20 protein-coding genes are annotated in these 18,404 nt (G+C 41.2%); 3 read left to right on the forward strand and 17 right to left on the reverse strand.

Annotation, left to right across the window (positions count from 1 at the left end):
* Nucleotides 1-189: 189 nt before the first annotated feature.
* The 4 genes from FD44_RS03545 to FD44_RS03560 all read right to left on the reverse strand — a co-directional run bounded on the left by FD44_RS03545 (nt 190) and on the right by FD44_RS03560 (nt 3,559).
* The gene (locus tag FD44_RS03545) at nt 190-1,797 is read right to left on the reverse strand and encodes a CTP synthase (protein ID WP_010620771.1); all 1,608 of its coding nucleotides are present in this window, start codon (nt 1,795-1,797) and stop codon (nt 190-192) included.
* Between the two features lie 201 nt (nt 1,798-1,998).
* Entirely contained in the window at nt 1,999-2,619 is a 621-nt protein-coding gene (gene rpoE, locus FD44_RS03550) for a DNA-directed RNA polymerase subunit delta (protein ID WP_010620772.1), read from the reverse strand.
* 45 nt (nt 2,620-2,664) lie between these two features.
* On the reverse strand, nt 2,665-3,105 hold the full coding sequence (locus tag FD44_RS03555; RefSeq protein ID WP_010620773.1) for a YwiB family protein: 441 nt from the start codon (nt 3,103-3,105) through the stop codon (nt 2,665-2,667).
* 73 nt (nt 3,106-3,178) lie between these two features.
* Nucleotides 3,179-3,559: a VOC family protein gene (locus FD44_RS03560; RefSeq protein ID WP_010620774.1), complete on the reverse strand. Its 381-nt coding sequence runs from the start codon at nt 3,557-3,559 to the stop codon at nt 3,179-3,181.
* A gap of 148 nt (nt 3,560-3,707) precedes the next feature.
* Between FD44_RS03560 and FD44_RS03565 the strand changes: the two genes are divergently transcribed.
* Genes FD44_RS03565 through yidA form a run of 3 tightly spaced genes read left to right on the forward strand, consistent with a single transcriptional unit; the run spans nt 3,708 to nt 6,727 of the window.
* Entirely contained in the window at nt 3,708-4,532 is an 825-nt protein-coding gene (locus FD44_RS03565; RefSeq protein ID WP_010620775.1) for a lipoate--protein ligase family protein, read from the forward strand.
* Between the two features lie 14 nt (nt 4,533-4,546).
* Nucleotides 4,547-5,911 carry an HD domain-containing protein gene (locus FD44_RS03570; protein ID WP_010620776.1) on the forward strand — a complete coding sequence of 455 codons (1,365 nt, stop codon included), beginning with the start codon at nt 4,547-4,549 and terminating at the stop codon, nt 5,909-5,911.
* 6 nt (nt 5,912-5,917) lie between these two features.
* Nucleotides 5,918-6,727, forward strand: a complete 810-nt coding sequence (gene yidA, locus FD44_RS03575) for a sugar-phosphatase (RefSeq protein WP_010620777.1) — start codon at nt 5,918-5,920, stop codon at nt 6,725-6,727.
* 53 nt (nt 6,728-6,780) lie between these two features.
* Here yidA and FD44_RS03580 read toward each other — a convergent pair whose 3' ends face one another.
* From FD44_RS03580 to FD44_RS03640, 13 genes are all read right to left on the reverse strand, one after another.
* The gene (locus FD44_RS03580; RefSeq protein ID WP_010620778.1) at nt 6,781-8,181 is read right to left on the reverse strand and encodes an APC family permease; all 1,401 of its coding nucleotides are present in this window, start codon (nt 8,179-8,181) and stop codon (nt 6,781-6,783) included.
* Between the two features lie 293 nt (nt 8,182-8,474).
* Nucleotides 8,475-8,828 carry a DUF3899 domain-containing protein gene (locus FD44_RS03585; RefSeq protein ID WP_010620779.1) on the reverse strand — a complete coding sequence of 118 codons (354 nt, stop codon included), beginning with the start codon at nt 8,826-8,828 and terminating at the stop codon, nt 8,475-8,477.
* A gap of 58 nt (nt 8,829-8,886) precedes the next feature.
* A complete protein-coding gene (locus tag FD44_RS03590) occupies nt 8,887-9,867 on the reverse strand; it encodes a ribose-phosphate diphosphokinase (RefSeq protein ID WP_010620780.1) in 981 nt (326 codons plus the stop codon).
* A 72-nt stretch (nt 9,868-9,939) separates the two neighbouring features.
* Nucleotides 9,940-11,319 carry a bifunctional UDP-N-acetylglucosamine diphosphorylase/glucosamine-1-phosphate N-acetyltransferase GlmU gene (gene glmU, locus FD44_RS03595; protein ID WP_010620781.1) on the reverse strand — a complete coding sequence of 460 codons (1,380 nt, stop codon included), beginning with the start codon at nt 11,317-11,319 and terminating at the stop codon, nt 9,940-9,942.
* A gap of 32 nt (nt 11,320-11,351) precedes the next feature.
* Nucleotides 11,352-12,173, reverse strand: a complete 822-nt coding sequence (purR, locus tag FD44_RS03600; RefSeq protein WP_010620782.1) for a pur operon repressor — start codon at nt 12,171-12,173, stop codon at nt 11,352-11,354.
* Between the two features lie 170 nt (nt 12,174-12,343).
* Nucleotides 12,344-13,141, reverse strand: a complete 798-nt coding sequence (locus FD44_RS03605) for a metal ABC transporter permease (protein WP_010620783.1) — start codon at nt 13,139-13,141, stop codon at nt 12,344-12,346.
* Nucleotides 13,134-13,841, reverse strand: coding sequence for a metal ABC transporter ATP-binding protein (locus FD44_RS03610; RefSeq protein WP_010620784.1), 708 nt, complete (start codon nt 13,839-13,841; stop codon nt 13,134-13,136). Before FD44_RS03610 ends, FD44_RS03605 begins: the two co-directional genes overlap by 8 nt.
* On the reverse strand, nt 13,834-14,748 hold the full coding sequence (locus tag FD44_RS03615) for a metal ABC transporter solute-binding protein, Zn/Mn family (RefSeq protein WP_010620785.1): 915 nt from the start codon (nt 14,746-14,748) through the stop codon (nt 13,834-13,836). The genes FD44_RS03610 and FD44_RS03615 overlap by 8 nt, the downstream gene beginning before the upstream one ends.
* Before the next feature lie 121 nt (nt 14,749-14,869).
* On the reverse strand, nt 14,870-15,724 hold the full coding sequence (ispE, locus tag FD44_RS03620) for a 4-(cytidine 5'-diphospho)-2-C-methyl-D-erythritol kinase (RefSeq protein WP_010620786.1): 855 nt from the start codon (nt 15,722-15,724) through the stop codon (nt 14,870-14,872).
* 93 nt (nt 15,725-15,817) lie between these two features.
* Complete coding sequence (locus FD44_RS03625; RefSeq protein ID WP_010620787.1) at nt 15,818-16,057, reverse strand: Veg family protein; 240 nt, start codon at nt 16,055-16,057, stop codon at nt 15,818-15,820.
* A gap of 91 nt (nt 16,058-16,148) precedes the next feature.
* The gene (gene rsmA / locus FD44_RS03630) at nt 16,149-17,039 is read right to left on the reverse strand and encodes a 16S rRNA (adenine(1518)-N(6)/adenine(1519)-N(6))-dimethyltransferase RsmA (RefSeq protein ID WP_010620788.1); all 891 of its coding nucleotides are present in this window, start codon (nt 17,037-17,039) and stop codon (nt 16,149-16,151) included.
* Nucleotides 17,029-17,607 (reverse strand): ribonuclease M5, encoded by a 579-nt coding sequence (gene rnmV / locus FD44_RS03635; RefSeq protein ID WP_010620789.1) that lies wholly within the window; start codon nt 17,605-17,607, stop codon nt 17,029-17,031. The genes rsmA and rnmV overlap by 11 nt, the downstream gene beginning before the upstream one ends.
* Complete coding sequence (locus tag FD44_RS03640) at nt 17,604-18,383, reverse strand: TatD family hydrolase (RefSeq protein ID WP_010620790.1); 780 nt, start codon at nt 18,381-18,383, stop codon at nt 17,604-17,606. The genes rnmV and FD44_RS03640 overlap by 4 nt, the downstream gene beginning before the upstream one ends.
* Between the last annotated feature and the right edge of the window lie 21 nt (nt 18,384-18,404).

An 18,404-nucleotide genomic window follows, 5' to 3' on the forward strand; every position in this document is an offset into this window, starting at 1 on the left:
TCAATTAATCATAAATAAACCGAGTGGAAAATACAATACCTTATTGCTTGAACAGTCAAAATGTAATATAGCAGAATCCGAAATTCATTGGAATTTAACTCATTATTTAGCGGTATATTCGCCCAATGGAACCCTTTTTTAACAAAAAGACGTGCTAACCTTTCAGTCAGAACGTCTTCTATTTATCTATTATTTTGTCAATTGCTTATCAACTGTTGCAATAAAGTCTCGGAATAGTCCTTCAGGCTTCGTTGGTCGTGATAAAAATTCTGGATGATATTGTGCAGCAACAAAGAAATCGTTCTTTGGATACTCAATGACTTCAACTAAATGATTATCAGGTGAGGTTCCTGAAAAGACAAGTCCCTTCTTCGTCATTTCATCCCGATACGCATTGTTAAATTCATAACGGTGACGATGACGTTCGCCAATTTCACTTTGATTATCGTAAGCGGCAGCGGCCTTAGTCCCTGGCACCAATTTACATGGATAAAGACCAAGTCGTTGCGTCCCACCCATATCATGAATATCTGCCTGATCGGCCATTAAATCAATAATCTTGTTGTCTGTTTTTGGATTCATTTCGGTTGAGTTGGCATCCTTATAACCTAGAACGTTACGTGCAAATTCCACGCTGGCCATTTGCATTCCCAAACAGATACCCAAGAATGGAACGTTATTCTCTCGAGCATATTGAATTGCTACTATCATGCCCTCAATTCCTCGGTCACCAAACCCACCGGGAACAATGATTCCATCGGCATCGCCAAGAATTGATTTGACATTTTTAGAAGTAATTTTCTCTGAATCAACCATTTCCAAATCAATTGCAGCATCCACAGGGTAACCTGCATGTTTGAGTGCTTCGGCAACGGAAATGTAGGCATCGTGTAATCCCACATATTTACCGACAAGCGCAATTTTGAACGTCTTTTTAAGGTTTTGTACGTGATGCTCAAGGTCAATCCATTCACTCATGTTGGCCTTTGGTGCATCAATCTTTAAGTGATCTAAAACAAGCTGGTCCATATTCTGTTCCTGTAGTCTAAGCGGGATTGAATACAGGGTTGGCGCGTCTTTAGATTCGATCACAGCATCCGGCTTCACATCACAGAATAAAGCAATCTTTTGACGCATATCATCAGTAATTGATTTTTCAGTTCGAACAACTAAAATATTAGGTTGAATCCCAAGGCCACGTAATTCTTTGACACTATGTTGCGTTGGCTTAGTCTTCATTTCTCCAGCTGCTCGCAAGTATGGAATTAAGGTTGTGTGAATGTAAATGACATTGTCATCCCCAACTTCCGCCTTCATCTGACGGATAGCCTCCAAGAATGGCAGTGATTCAATATCACCAACTGTTCCACCAATTTCAGTGATCACGATGTCAGCCTTAAGGGTCTTACCGGCACGCATGATCTTTTCCTTAATCATCCCTGTGATATGGGGGATAACTTGGACAGTAGCACCAAGATAATCTCCATGGCGTTCTTTTTGTAAAACTTCTGAATAAATTTTACCAGTTGTCACGTTTGAATACTTGTTCAAATTGTTATCAATAAAGCGTTCATAATGACCTAAATCAAGGTCGGTTTCGGTACCATCATCGGTTACAAAAACTTCTCCGTGTTGGTAGGGATTCATGGTGCCGGGGTCCACGTTAATGTATGGATCGAACTTTTGAATCGTGACATTGAGACCACGATTTTTTAATAGTCGTCCCAGTGATGCTGCAACGATCCCCTTTCCTAAAGATGAAACAACGCCACCAGTGACAAAAATATATTTAGTCATTATATGAACTCCTTGTTTTATTATTTGGGTACTCTTTCAATCATGCCAAAACATGAACTAACAACATTAAAAAAGCTCCCTATTCTAAAGAATAGGGAGCTGAATTCGTTCGTTTGTCCCTAATCTCTCATAGGGAGCCCAAACAACATAATACCTTCTTCAACTGAAATCGTCAAGATAAAGTTGGCAACTAATCATGAGTTACTTTTTCTCGCCATCGTCTTCTGACTCATCATCATCGAAGTCATCATCGTCGTTTAGTTCTTGAAGTTGGCCTTCAATTCCATCCGGCATGGTTTCTTCTTCGTCATCATCCGTGCCATCATCTATATCAGCCAAATCGTTTTTATACTTATTAATATCTTCTGTTGAGTCATCATCTTCATCTTCTGAGTAATCTTCATCAGTATCATCGATAGCGTCCTGGTCTTCAGGATCGTCATCGTCATAATCAATAATGTCGTCATCATCAGATGTATCTGCTAGAAAGGCGTTAACCTTCTTACGCTTTTTACGTTTTGGTTGATCCTCATCCTCATCAGCGTGAACAGTTGCTTCATCGATTGATTCAAATGGGTACCAGGTACGCAAACCCCATAGATTATCACCCAACGAAATAAAACTTCCGTCAATGTTTAAATCTGTATAGAATTGAGAGAGTCGCTTCCGAATTTCTTCGTCACTCTCTCCTAGATACTGTTGTACTTCATTTGCCAAATCAGCAAAACCCATGGCATCGCCACGTTGTGAAAGAATCGCATGAGCGACTTCAATCATCGATAATTCTTTTTTACTTTGGCCATCAAATATTTTTAATTCCAAACTGGAGCACGTCCTTTCCGCAGTCTACCAAAACACTATACTCGCTTAAACCGTAAATTGCAATCTAATCTGGTGCTCACTTAACAATTCTTCTCCCGCGTAGAGAAAATAATCGATCCCAATTTTGCCACCAAACGGACTGTCTTGGAAACTCAACTTAAGGGTTGGTGTTACCGTATCAATTGCGAGTGTTCCAAACGGTGTCTTATATTGTGCCTGCACGCGTTTGCCATTGCTAAAGAACAATCGGGAACGATTTGACCCATTGCGGGTCAGTTGAACATCCCCACTTGGTAAAATTTTCATTGTCACAGTCGCAGTTTCGTCACTGTCATCTGTTGCCTCTTCGTATCTAAGATAAAGTGTTTCCCCGATTTGAACTAAGCGCCCTTCTACATCGAGCACGTAGTTCGAACGTTCACCGTCTTGCACCGTACTCGTTTGCAGGTGAATGATGACGGGAATTCCTGTTGATGAATTATCCAAATGTCACACACCTTCCTTAATAAAATCATGATAATTATAACGCTAAAACGCTTGCCTTGCCTAGATTTACTACCTAATTATATTCTGATAATTCAATTAAATTCTGATCTGGATCTCGAACATAGATAGACGTCATTGACCCGTGGGCCCCCGTTCTCTCAACTGGGCCCTCAACTATCTCTACGTAGTAACTTTTAAGATGGTTCTCCACTTCCTCTAGTGGATCTTTCACAATAATGCAAAAATCAGCTGATCCTGGCGTTGGAATTTTTGCAACCGGCAAATTAGGTTGGTCGACTACTTGAAGTTTAATTGCCTGTTTTCCACAGAGGACGTAGTGTTGATTGTCGTCACCATCAATAATCGGCATATCAAATACTTCATGATAGAAACGTAAAGTGGCGGCCATGTCTGTTACTGTCAACGTGATGTGATCAATATCTTTAATTTTCATTTTATGAACTTCCCTTTGTCGTTAAATATTAACTATAGATAAGTCTATTATATCATCTATTAACACTTGTGAATCAGCAGCCAGCAATGACGTTCTGGTCAATTTCAGCTATAATGAACCTATGACACTACCGAAAAGAGGTCACATCATGATTATTTCTGACAATTTTGATACCATCCAAGTTGTCAATACGCCAATTGCGGCGGGAAAAAACATTGCCACATTCGCTTATACAAACGCTTTCCTAAGCTTAGTGAGTGAGTTGAATCAACCAATTCTACACTTTTGGACAACTCACCCATGTCTTATTTTAGGATTAAAGGATAAACGGCTTCCCCATTTGGCAGACGGAATCGCCAGTGTCAAAAATGATGGCTACGATAATTTTCTCCGAAATTCGGGCGGCTTGGCTGTCGTGAGTGACGGTGGAATCCTCAACGTTTCAATTTTCTTACCACAAGAATCAAAACGTGTCTCAGTTGACGATGCCTATACCATGATGGAAGAATTAATTTCGCAGGCGTTCCCAGAACTAACGATTGACCACTTGGAAATTGCGCATTCATACTGTCCTGGCGACTTTGATTTAAGTGTTAATGGTCAGAAAATTGCTGGCATTTCCCAACGTCGAACGCCTCAGTCACTCACAATCATGCTTTATTTAAGCGTAACGGGAAATCAACAATTTCGCGGAGAAATGGTCAAGCGCTTTTATAAAAATGGGCTTGGTGGTGAGCCCAACACGCTGGGATTCCCAGATGTGTGGCCAGAAACAATGACCACCCTTGAAGTACTTTTAAAAAAGCCACTGACAACGGAAGATATTCAAAAAAAGATAACGGATACGCTCACTAATTTCGGCATGCGGACCAGTTCAGCAAAGCTTAATAGCTTCATGAATGAACCAACGTTTAAGCAACAATTTGATAAAGAATTTGAACGAATGGCAAAACGCCAACCCAAACTTAATTAGGAGGTCCTAGTACATTGTCGTACCAAGATGAAATCTTACCACGCGAAAAAGTCTTTCGTGATCCAGTTCATAACTATATTTATGTTCAGTATCAAGTCATTCTCGACCTAATCAACACGAGTGAATTTCAACGATTACGCCGAATTAAGCAGCTCGGAACAACCTCGTTGACTTTTCATGGAGCGGAACATACCCGTTTCGGTCACTGCCTGGGCGTTTACGAAATAACGCGACGAATTTGCGATAATTTTCAACGAAATTATCCGACAAAAGTGCCCGGTGATGGTCTGTGGGATGATTCGGAACGACTCGTTGCGCTGTGTGCTGCGCTCCTTCATGATATCGGCCACGGTCCGTATTCTCATACATTTGAACACATTTTCCACACGAATCATGAGGCCATTACGGTGGCGATTATCACCTCACCTATGACCCAGGTTAATCAGGTTCTACGACGGGTTTCTCCTGACTTCCCTCAAAAGGTCGCTTCGGTCATCCAAAAAACCTATCCCAACAAGCAAGTTGTGCAAATGATTTCTAGTCAAATTGACGCTGACAGAATGGATTACCTCCTTCGAGACGCCTACAACACCGGCACCAAGTATGGTACTTTTGACTTAACACGAATTTTACGGGTCATGCGCCCTTACTCTGGTGGCATCACGTTTGAAATTGATGGCATGCACGCTGTTGAAGACTACATCATGAGTCGCTTTCAAATGTACGTTCAAATCTATTTTCATCCCGTATCCCGTTCTATGGAAGTTATCCTAGATCACCTACTTCAACGCGCAAAAGAAATTTACACGCCTGACAATCAGCAGGATACCGCATTAAGCCCCACCCTGCTTCTCCCATTTTTTAATGGTGAATTTGATTTGAAAGACTACTTACTACTCGATGATGGGACAATGACGACTTATTTTGCACAATGGCGTGGCTCTCACGATACCGTCTTGAGCGATTTAGCTGCTCGATTTTTAGATCGTAAACCACTAAAATCAGCAGAATTTGACGAAAAATCAAAAGATCTCATTCCCCGTCTTCGCGACCTAATTCAAAAGGCAGGATTTGATACAACCTACTATACTGCAATCAATGACAGCTATGATTTGCCTTATGATGCCTATGATCCTCATCTGAAAAAACCGCGGACACAAATTGAACTCATGCAAAAGGATGGATCACTGGTGGAATTATCGACCATTAGCTCGCTTGTAAGTGCCATTACCGGTAAATTTTCTGGAGATCAACGCTACTTCTTTCCACGGGAAATGCTACTGCCCTCTTCATCCGAGCTCGAGTTATTTGAGCCCATTTATCGTGAGTTCAACCGCTATATCTTAAACGACCACATCATTCAACCAAAGGAGAATTAATTTTTTATGGCCATTAAGTTAATCGCCATCGATATCGATGGTACTTTACTAAACGAAAAGAACGAACTTGCAGAAGAAACCATTTCAACAATCAAAGAGGCCCGTCAACAGGGGATTAAAGTCGTTCTTTGTACCGGACGCCCCTTATCTGGAGTTTCACCTTACTTAAAGAGTCTAGGTATTTCTGGCGATGACGAATACGTTATCACCTTCAATGGTGCCATGGCACAAACCGTAAGTGGAAAGGTTTTGAACCACCATACACTTTCGAGTGATGATTTTATTGATATTGAAGCTGAAGCACGAAAATTAGGGTCAAATTTCCAAATTGAAACCTCTGACTTCATTTATACCCCCAACAAAGATATTAGTATCTACACGATTTATGAAAGTTATTTGGTCACGATGCCAATCCGTTACCGCGAAGTGAGTGAGATGCCAAAGGACCTCACCATTTCTAAGGCGATGTTCGTCGATCATGAAGAAGTCATCTCTGCCATCAAAGACAAGGTAATATCCCGTTTGGGGAACCGTTACTACGTTGTCCAAAGTGAACCCTTCTTCATTGAAATTATGAACAAGGAAGCTAGTAAGGGTAGCGCACTTGATTCCCTTGCCAATCAACTAGGTCTTTCGAGTGAAAACGTGATGGCCATTGGCGATCAAGGAAACGACTTATCCATGATTCAGTACGCTGGATTAGGCGTTGCGATGGGAAATGCAATTCCTGAAATTAAGGAAGCGGCTCAATTTGAAACAAAAACAAACGCTGAAAATGGTGTTGCTTACGCTATTCAGCAGTACGGTTTAAAGTAAATTAAAAACACTTGAATTTGGAATGATTTTCCAGTTCAAGTGTTTTTATTTTGCTATTTTTTATTTAACGTACTGTGTCTTGACCCGTACGTAAAGTAAATAACGAGACCAAACAAGAACCAGATTGATGAAACAATCCAAGTATCCAGCGGTAATTGTGACAGCATGAAGATGCACAATCCGGCTGAAACGATTGGAAGGACCGGATAAAACGGTACTTTAAATCCGCCCGTGTTATCAATATCTTTTCGCTTTCTAAGTGGAATAATTCCAATGGAAATGAAGGTGAACGCAATCAGTGTTCCGATGTTCACAAGTTGCGTTAAACGGTCCAATGAGACCAAGCCACCCATGATTGCAATGACAATGGTAACCGCCGCTAAACTTACCTGTGGTGTCCGATGTTTCTTTTCAATTTTTCCGAGGGCCTTTGGTAGTAGACCATCTCGGCCAATTGAGTAAATTAATCGTGATGAACTGAAGATCATTGAAACCATCATCGTGAACATCCCGGCTAAGGCGCCAATGGAAATAATACCAGCAGCCCAGTTTTGGTGAACTAACTGAAGTGCAAATGACACTGGATCGGAAACGTTTAACTTAGTATATGACGTCATTCCAGTCAAAACACCTGCGACTGCAATATACAAAATGGTACAAATGATAAGCGTTCCAATAATCCCAAACGGCATGTTTTTCTTCGGGTTCTTGACTTCAGCAGCTGACGCCGAGACGACATCGAAGCCTAAATAGGCATAGAACACTAACGAAGCTCCTTTTAAGACCCCGTGGGTTCCATAAGGTAGAAATGGACTCCAGTTACTTGGGCGAACGTAGAAGAGGCCGACAATGATGAAAAGGAAAATAATCAGAATTTTAATAATAACAATCATGTTGTTAACCGCAATCGATGTTTTGGCACCTTTTGAAATAATGAAACTAACAAATAGAACAATCACAATCGCAAATAAATTGAAGTATGTCCCATGGGCAGGATCAAAAGGTCCAGTTAGCGCCTTGGGGATGGAGATTCCAAATCCGCGTAAGAATGACAGAAAATAAGCCGACCAACCCGTCGAAACTGCCGCAACTGCTAGCATGTACTCCAAGATTAATGCCCAGCCTAAAATCCAGCCAATCACTTCACCAAACACGATATTTCCGTATGAATAGGCACTCCCGGCAACCGGAATGGAAGACGAAAATTCAGCATAACACATCGCTGCAAACGCGCAGACAATCGTGGCCAAAATAAATGAAAGGACAATTCCTGGGCCACTATATAAAGCTGCCACAGTTCCAGGAAGAATAAAAATACCCGTCCCAATAACTGCCCCAACCCCTAGCATAACGAGGTCTTTACCATCCATTGTTTTTTCCAATTGCGCATCCTTCAATAGGTACCTATCCAGACTCTCTTTTTTAAAATACCTACCAATTCCACCTGAACTCATATAATTTCCTCCTTAATAATTAAAACGAGAACCGATTCGATGAAAAAGAAAAACGCACCGGTCTTAAGCACCGATGCGTCCACCGGAAAGACCGCTACGCATATGCCTAGCCATCTTCCGGTCAATCGAGAATTCCATGTTAACAGATTCCTCTCTAACTGACCTTCAGAACGCTAGGCCCGTTAAAGAAGAAACCGGATAATCGTTTAGTTTGACGATTAATTAATAACATTAAAATTCTCCTCTCATTTGATATTGACAATATTCTAACCTAAATTTCATCTTAGTGCAAGTTAAATTGAAGTCACTATCATCGAAATAACGATGAGTGTAACCCCCACTATTAAACAAAAGCGGGCATACTTATTAATGATAATTGGCCCATTTTTAAGTGAACCGACACTTTTAACTTCGATTTTTTTATCTTTGAGATCCTCTTCTCCTCGTTTTTTGAAGCGAAACCATCCCGCAAATAAGTGGGCTTTTTCCACAACGAAGAAAGCTGCTCCAACTAAGAAGACTAATCCAATCATGAACCAAATATTACCAACCACAATCAGTGGAACAAAAACGAGCGCTAACACGCCAACTAGCAAAATAAGTCCTAACGTGTATAGGCTGCTTTTGTTTTTTTTTAAAAATGTCATCTCACACCTCGGTAATAAAAAGCGGTTTGAATATATTATTCAAACCAGCCTCTAAATTTTACTTATTTATAACGTTGAAACGATTCTTGAACAGTGGGCTAACTGGCTTATTTTCATGAATTCGTTTGATTGCAGCTCCCATTAATGGTCCAACAGAAATTTGGTGAATCTTATCAATCAACTTTTCTTTTGGTAATTGAATTGAATCCGTCACAACTAATTCCTTAATTGGCGATGCTTGAATCCGCTCAATGGCAGGACCCGACAACACTGGATGCGTACAACTTGCGTAAACTTCTGTTGCACCAGCATCAATTAGTGCTTGGGCACCTAAAGTAATGGTCCCTGCAGTATCAATCATGTCGTCAATCATGATACAACGTTTGCCCTTTACGTCACCAATAATATTCATAACTTTTGCAACGTTCGCTTTTGGTCGCCGCTTATCAATAATCGCAATTGGCGTCTTCAAAAATTCAGCAAGTGCACGGGCTCGTGTAACGCCACCATGATCAGGTGAAACCACAACCGCGTTTTCATCCAAATGATGGTTAATAAAGTAATCGGCAAGCAAAGGTGCCCCCATCATGTGGTCAACTGGGACGTCAAAGAATCCCTGAATCTGAGCGGCATGCAAATCTAAAGCAACGACTCGGGAAATCCCCGCTTTTTCAAGCATATTGGCAACGAGTTTTGCTGTAATTGGTTCTCGTGACCGGGCTTTTCGATCTTGTCGTGCATAACCATAATACGGAATAACAACGTTAATGGTTGCGGCACTAGCTCTTCTAAGCGCATCAATCATAATCAAAAGTTCCATTAGATTATCATTTACTGGTGCAGATGTTGATTGGATCACATAGACGTGGCAACCACGAATACTTTCTTCGATGTTAATCCGGATTTCACCGTCACTAAAACGGTCAACGGATGTTTTCCCTAATTCAACTCCGACTTCGTCAGCAATTTTCTGAGCTAACGGACGGTTAGAATTCAATGCAAATATCTTCAGCGTTGGGTCAAAATATTTTTCTGACATAAGATCCTCCAAGGACTTTTTCTGCTTCAATTCTATTCTATTCTACAAGTAAAAATCAAGTCTTACTTCTTGTTATTCCTCGCCGCGATACGGCAATTTTTGATAGTAATTTGGTTTATTCGTTTGGCGAGCTCTGGCAATTGCCATATCATACTTGGCAATCTTGTCGGTAATGGTTGATCCAGCAGCAATAAATGAATGATCTGCAACTTCAAGGGGTGCGATTAAATTGGAATTGCTCCCAATAAATGCATCGTCGCCCACCGTTGTCGTACTCTTGTGAGCACCATCATAATTAACAAACACCACACCACAGCCAACATTAATGTTCTTCCCTAGCTCAGCGTTGCCAACGTACGTCAAATGACCAACCTTCGTGCCATCGCCAATATGGGACTTCTTAACTTCTACAAAATTTCCTAAATGGACTTTTTTGCCAATTTGAGATTCTGGACGTAAATGACTCATCGGTCCAATATTGCTGTCATCCGCCATTTCGGATCCTTCAATGAATGAAGATGTTACCTTGACCCGATCGTGGAGAATTGAATCATGGATTTCAGAATGAGCCCCGATAAAACAATCTTCACCAATAACCGTGTTTCCCTTCAATAAAACACCTGGTTCAACAATTGTATCTGCACCAACTTTAACGTTGATGTCGATGTAGGTATCTTCAGGGTTAATCAAGGTAACACCATTACGCATGTGCTTTTCGTTAATTCGGCGCTGCATGATTTTGTTGGCCTTAGCCAACGCAACTCGGTCATTCACACCCATTGATTCATCAAAATCAGCCATTTGATAAGCAGCAACCGTGGCTTTTTGACCCTTCAAAATCTCAATCACATCAGTTAGGTAGTACTCACCCTGGGCGTTATCGTTAGTCGTTTCGTGCAGGGCTTTGAATAGCGCTTGATTATCAAATACATAAACTCCGGTATTGATCTCGTCAATTTCTTGTTCAGCCTCAGTTGCATCCTTTTGCTCAACTATTTTTTCGACAATGCCCAGTTTATTCCGAACAATTCGACCATAGCCAGTTGGATCAGGGGCAATTGACGTCAGGACCGTGGCAACCGCCTTTTTGGCATCGTGATAGTCAAAGAGGTTTTGTAACGTCTCGGCGGTGAATAATGGGGTATCTCCACTAATAACCAGCGTCGTACCAGTCGTGTTGCCCAATAATTTTTCAGTCTGAAGAACTGCGTGTCCCGTTCCAAGTTGTTTATCTTGAAGAACGTACTCACTCCGGTCCCCTAAAGTATTTCTAACGTCATCTGCACCAAAACCAACAACCGTCACTATTTTATCCATTCCGGTTTTTTCAACCTCAGTTAAAACGTGTTCAACCATTGGTAACCCACACACTTGATGCAAAACCTTATATAGTTTTGACTTCATTCGTGTGCCTTTTCCAGCTGCTAAAATAATGGTATTTCTTGTACTCATCAAAATTGACTCCCTAACTATTTATTTAATAATTAATCTGTAAATATTTTTTCGAGGTAATTACCAGCCGTTACATTGACTTGCTCGTCCTCTGTACCGACCGTCAGCAATGAAGTATACCCTTCAACCACTCGATCACCAGTTAAAGCACCCTCAGCAAATACGGAGATTCCAACAACGGTTGAATCAAACTCCTTTACAAGGGACTGCATTCCCCGAACGGTTCCGCCCGGTTTCATATAATCATCAACAACCAAAACTTTTGAGCCTGGTTTTAAGCTTCGTTTTGAAAGTGCCATTTTTTCGATTCGATTGCTCGATCCGGAAACGTAATTCACACTCACCGTTGAACCTTCAGTAATTTGAGAATCATGTCGAACAATGACAAATGGAACGTTTAGGTACGACGCAACACTTTGCGCAATCGGAATGCCCTTTGTTGCAACTGTCATAACGGCATCAACGGTGCCATCTTGATACTCAGAAGCGATAATTCGGCCAACTTGTCTTAAAATATCTGGTCTGCCAAGTAAATCTGACATGTAAACATAGCCGCCTGGTAAGAACCGACTTTGCTCTGATAATGATGACGCCATCTGCTTCACAAATTGCTCGGCTTCTTGCTTAGAGATACTAGGAATAAACCTTGCACCACCCGCAGCTCCGGGAACTGTCTCCAGTATGCCGGTTCCTCGCTCATGAAATGTGCGTTTTAAAATTGTTAAATCTTCACTGATTGATGACTTTGCTGAATCAAATCTTCTTGCAAAGTAAGTCAATGAAATCAATGTATGTGGTCGTTCTAACAGGTATCTTGTCATATCGATTAGCCGATCACTTCTTCGTACTTTCACCGTTTTCCACCTCAAATAAATATCTTTCCGTTTTACTACCTGGTTAATAATATCATAAATGTTCGGGTTTTACCGATTCAATGCAGAATTTAACTGATAAATTTATGAACTCTTAGCTTTTTACCACAAAATAAAAAGCGCCCGTTTCAAAAAGAAACCGAGTCGCTCATTTAGACAGATTTTTGACTTCCCTGCGTGAGAAGTGCACCGAAATAGAATAATGCCTCAATTGTTGCAATAAAAAAACTAACCGGCAAATTGGTGACATAGCTTAGGTAAAGACCCAACCACACCCCAATTAACGCAATAATGACCGCGAGCAGCATCATCCCGCCAACCGTTCTCGCAAAGTACTTTGCCACGGCAGCCGGAATTGTCAGCAGAATAAAGATTAATAGTGAGCCAACAATTTGTGCCGCAACGCTGACTGAAAAGGCAAGTAAAATTAGGAATACAATGGATAAAATTTGTTTATTGACTCCCTTTACTTGCGCCCCCACTGGATCAAATGAATCAAATTTTAAATATCTAAAAATGACAAAAATAACCGCCAGAACCACGATGGACAGCAGACTAATTTGCCAAACATCAGCGCGACTAATGCCAATAACGCTCCCAAAGAGGATATTCGTCGCATAACTCGCATTTTTATTTGAAAGGGAGAGAAACAGAATCCCCAAACCAATAAACAGGGCTGAAATTGCACTGATGACGTTTTCGCGTCGCGCAGGCTTCACGCTCAATTGCCCCACGATGATTGAGCTAACAGTCGTGAACAAGAGCATCCCGTTCAAAGGTGGCCAACTCATGAATACCCCAAATGAGGCCCCCGCAAAACCAATTTCTGACAGAGTATGGGTTAAGAATGACATATTTCTGGCAATGACGAATACGCCAATAATGCCACACAGAATTGCGATAACTGTTGCCGCTAAATAAGCATTTTGCATGAATTCAAAATTAAACATGGCTTTCCATCATCCCCCAAACTTTATCATTCGTCAGCTCGTCAATATTGCCACTGACGTATGTTCCCGGTGCCAACAACAAAAATTTTGACGCGTACTTTTTTGCTAGGGCAATATCATGAGTGACGAAGATAACCGTCACCTGTAACTTTTGGTTAATCTCTTCTACCAAATTCAATAATTCATTTTTACTGACGGGATCCAAACTAGCGGTTGATTCATCCAAAATCAAAAGATCAGGTTCCTCCACCAGTGCCTGTGCTAAATAGGCCTTTTGCTTTTCCCCACCGGAAGCCTGTCCCATTGGTCGATTGGCAAGATCCTGAAGTCCTGTATGAACCAGCATATCATTAACCCGTTTGCGCTCACTTCGACTTAGCCAGGGAAGCTTGAAACCAGTTAAGTTAAGGCCAACAAAATCGCGAATGGATAGTGGATACTCCGAATCAATATTTCTAAACTGAGGGACATACCCAATATTAACCGCATGGGCGCTGGGAAAGTAGTCCACATTGCCCTTTAAGGGTTTCAGCTGGCGCAAGATGGTTCGCATGAGGGTTGTTTTGCCAACCCCATTTTCACCAACAATACTTAAGAAGTCGCCCTGATTGATGGTGAAGTTTAAATCCTTTAAAACGGGTGACTCCGCATCGTTATATCCAGCGGTTAAATGATTAATTTGTAAAATTGGTTCACTCACCACGCTTGACCTCCTGACTGTTTTCAACTTGCTTATATTGACTTTCCATCCACTCTACATAACTTTTCCGAGCCGGCATGGTTTCCGTCACCTTCACAACGGGAATTCCAACTTGCTTGGCAAGCTTAGCAATATTCTTAACCTCTGAGCTTGAGTTTTGGGTATTTTCAATAAAAAACGCAATTTTGTGATTCTTAATCTGATTTTCTAGTTGGCGAATATCCTTAGGCGATGGATCGCTACCCTCTTCAATTGCCTCCGAAAAGTGTGTATCACTGACCCGATAGCCCATTGCTGCTAAAGAATCATTAAAAACGGGCTCACTCACAGCGACACTGGTCTGCAACCGGTTTTGTTTAATCCGCTTAAGTTGATTTTGCAGCGGCATTAATTCAGACAGGTATTTTTTTAACCGTTTTTCATAGTAAGACCGATTATTCGGATCTTGTTTACTAAATTTCTCAGTTAACTCCTTCGCCAACTTGGGCATCAGTGATGGGGCGTACCAAACGTGTGGATTCTGCCCATTTTGACGTTTCATGATCATTGACCCTACCGTTATCTTTTGAGCAACAGACTTATCATTTGCCTGTTCCAAACGCGTCATCCAATCATCATAACCAAGCCCGTTTGCAATAATAAAATCCGCATTCGACACCAGCTTTGCATCCGATATTTCTGGTTCATAATCTTCTGCATCCACACTATCACTGCGAATAATTGAGGTGACCGTCCCCTTATTCCCTAAAATTGCCTTTGCCGTTTCACCGTAAAAGTCAAGACTGCTAACGACGGTAATTCCGTGGGAAGCTTCCTTCTGTTCTGATTTAGTAGCGCAACCACTCAGTATAAAGAGTAAAAGGCCGTCAAAAAAAATAAGCGTTAAATTTCTTTTCAGTTTTTTCATCAAAAATTCCTTTGCATTAAAAATTGTAAAAAGTAATGATTACTGTTTAAGTTTAAAGTAAAACGATTAATTGTCAAGAAAAATTTGCAAAAAATAACTGCCTTCGTTTTCCGAAAGACAGTTATGACAAAGGATGAACCAGATAAACTTCCTGGCAAAATCCTCTGATACTATTAAACACGCGTTGAGCACGTGATTTTTTTTGACAGATGGCAAAAACGGTCGGCCCCGTCCCACTCATTTGTGCCCCATTTGCACCAAACTCAATCATTCGTTCCTTAATTTGTAAAATTTCCGGGTACCGTTCCGCTGTAATCGGTTCAAGACCATTTCCCATTTTATTAATGATCTGATCGAAATCCGATAAAAAAATAGCAGAAATAAGTCCTTCAATGTCGGGATGACTTAAATTTTCATAATCAATTTGGCGAAGCACGCTAGGCGTTGAAACGCTCACCTTGGGCTTTGCTAAAACGAGCCAGCACGCTGGCAACTGTTTAATCGGCATCACCCGCTCACCCTTGCCAAAGACGTGAGCTGTTTTTCCGTAAACACAGTAAGGAACGTCAGAATCCACTTCTAGTCCTAAAGCAGCTAACTCTGGCAATCTCAAATTCAATCCCCACAGTTTATTTAGTGCTCGAAGGACGGCAGCAGCATCCGTGGACCCTCCCCCTAAACCTGCCCCAACAGGAATATGTTTATTAATCGCAATATTGACGCCCTCTTGAATATTAAATCGTTCTTTTAGTAATTTTGCAGCCTGAAAAGTCAGGTTTCGCTGATCGTTCGGCAAAAATCCTGAATTCGAAGACACATGAATGCCCTTCTCCGTCGGCAACGTTGTCACTTCAATATAGTCGGCAAGGTCAATCGAGGTCATGACCATGTTCCACTCCTGCAACCCATCTTCATGATTGTAGGGCGTATCTAATCCTAAATTGATTTTTGCAGGTGCTTTCTCAACTATTCTCATCCGATCACCTAGATTCCAAAGTAGACTAAACTCATCATACAGGTATTATACTAAAATTTTGGCCAAAATAAAAAGACCCTATAGGTCCCATTATTATTCTTCTTCGAAATCCACTTCGATATTTTTCGTCAAAATATCCGTGTAACTATATGAAACTCGCTCAAATGAATTCTCATCCTGATCTAAATCAACAACAAATACGGCTGGGTAGGTTTCCCTAAGAATTCCCTTCCGTTCAGTTGTTTTCTTACGACCGGCTTGGGCAATCACCATTAGTTCTTGTCCAATTCGATTATCGAGTTTCTCTTTGATGCTAGCTAGACTTGTTGGCATACGCTCACCTCACGTGAAACAATTGTAACATAGCTTCACAAAAATCGCAAATTATAGCATAGTGACAGCCCAGATACAAGTCATAAAAAAATTACATTAACCCAGCATCATGAAACGCATTCGTTAACATGATAAAGTCACTCATTGGCAAGGTTTCTGCACGAATCCCTTTATCAATCTTCACATCATCCAAGACTCGCTGAATACGTTCGCGCACTTCCGGTTGTTTGCCAAACATCCCTTGTAGATTATTCCAATAGCTCTTTCGTCGATGCATAAAGCTCCCTTTAACAAATCTAAAGAAGGCTTTTTCATCATAAGGTAACTCGGCTAGTGGTTCTCGTTTCGTTAACGTCACAATGGCTGAGTCCACATTTGGCTGGGGGATAAAGGCAGTTCGGGGCACCAAGAAAGAGATTTTTGCCTGACTGCGATATTGGACCGCAATTGATAACTCACCGTATGCTTTAGTTCCAGGTACAGCAACCAGTCGTTCAGCGACTTCCTTTTGCATCATCACTGTAATTGATTCAAAGGTCACACTGCCCTGAAGGACCCCCATTAAGATGGGCGTCGTAATGTAATAGGGTAAATTTGCGACAAGTTTTAGGGGACGACTCATGTCAAATTTTGAATTAACGATTTCCGGTAAGTTTGCCTCAAGAATATCTTGATAAACAATTTCAACATTCTTATAGGGGTCCAGGGTTTCTTCCAAAACTTGAATAAGATTTTCATCAATTTCAAACGCAAGAACTTTATTGGCGTTCTTGGCTAAAAATTCGGTCAAGGAACCTATTCCTGGCCCGACCTCAATCACGTCGTCTTTTTCACTTAAACCGGCAGCTTCTACAATTTTATTCAAAACGGTCAAATCAGTTAAAAAATTCTGACCTAAACTCTTTTTGATCTTTAAATGATACCGATTAATAATTGCTTGTGTCCGTGCTGGACTTGCTATTGGTGGCATTTTACTTGTCATTTTGTTGCTCCTTTATTTTACCTGAAATTTTGCTAATCGCCTCATCAAATTGACTTTTAGAGACGCCAAACATTCGGAGTCGCTTGCGTAATTGTTTGGCATTAACATACCCTATTTTAAGGATTTCTCCAAGCATCTCTCTTCGCTGTTTGGACTGGGCACCGCCGATTAAACCAGCCGCCATCAACTCTGATTGAGAAATAAGCTCTGGCGCATCCTCTACTTCTGTATATAAATTAGCAAGGGCCTCACGAATAGCCGCCGCGCTAGCATGCTCGACGCCTAGGGATCCACCAGCTTTGGTAGGAACCCCTTCTTTTTTGGGAAGAAAAGCATGTTTGGCTTCTGGAACGGCTTTCGAAACAATTTTACGAATTTTTTCACCCGAAAAATCAGGATCCGTAAAAATGATAATGCCCCGAGTTTCCGCCAATTCTTCAATTAGGCCAAGTGTCTCGTCGGGGATTGCAGATCCACGAGTTTCAATAGTATCCGCCACAACCGCCTTATTAATTTGTTTGGTGTCATCTTTGCCTTCAACAACAATGACTTCCTTTATTCGCTTCATTTTGATTCCTCTAATCGAAATAATTGGTGCGCATTATGCCAAGTTGCAGCAGCAATCTCCTCAGGGGTTGTTTCTCGTTCCTTTGCGATTGCTTCAACCGTGTACCGAGTAAAGCCTGGTTCATTTTGTTTTCCCCTAAATGGTTCCGGCGTTAAATAAGGTGCATCCGTTTCGACCAACATCCTATCTAACGGGGTCGCTCTAACTGAATCGTGAACTTCATGGGCATTTTTAAAACTGGCAACACCACTGTATGAAATGTTCATCCCTAGATCAAGAAATTTCTTAAGCCATTCTGAATCCCCATTAAAGCTGTGCATGACGCCACCGATTTCGCTGATATTAGCTGCTTTTAAAATATCATAGCAGTCCGCAAATGCATCTCGATTATGCACCGAAATTGGTAAATGAAATTCCTTGGCAATCTCAATTTGGCGAGCAAAAACCTTCTTCTGAACGTCAACTGGTGAACTATCCCAATGATAATCCAGACCAATTTCACCAACTGCAACCACTTTTTCCTGGCTAAGTTGTTCTTCGAGGACCTTTTCCGTCTCCGGTGTGTAATTTTTCGAATCTTCAGGATGCCATCCCACGATTGCATAGAGATTGTCGTACTCGTTAGCCAATTCGATTGCGCGACTATTTAAAATCGTATTCGACCCAACGTTTGCTATCTTTTCAACACCCAACTCTTTGGCATGGGCTAGGAAAGTCGGCACATCATCGTAAAACTCGTCACTATTTAAATGCGTATGTGAATCAAAAATTTGCATCATTTTCCTCCGTAGTGAAAA

Source organism: Secundilactobacillus malefermentans DSM 5705 = KCTC 3548, assembly GCF_001436395.1.
Classification (GTDB): domain Bacteria; phylum Bacillota; class Bacilli; order Lactobacillales; family Lactobacillaceae; genus Secundilactobacillus; species Secundilactobacillus malefermentans.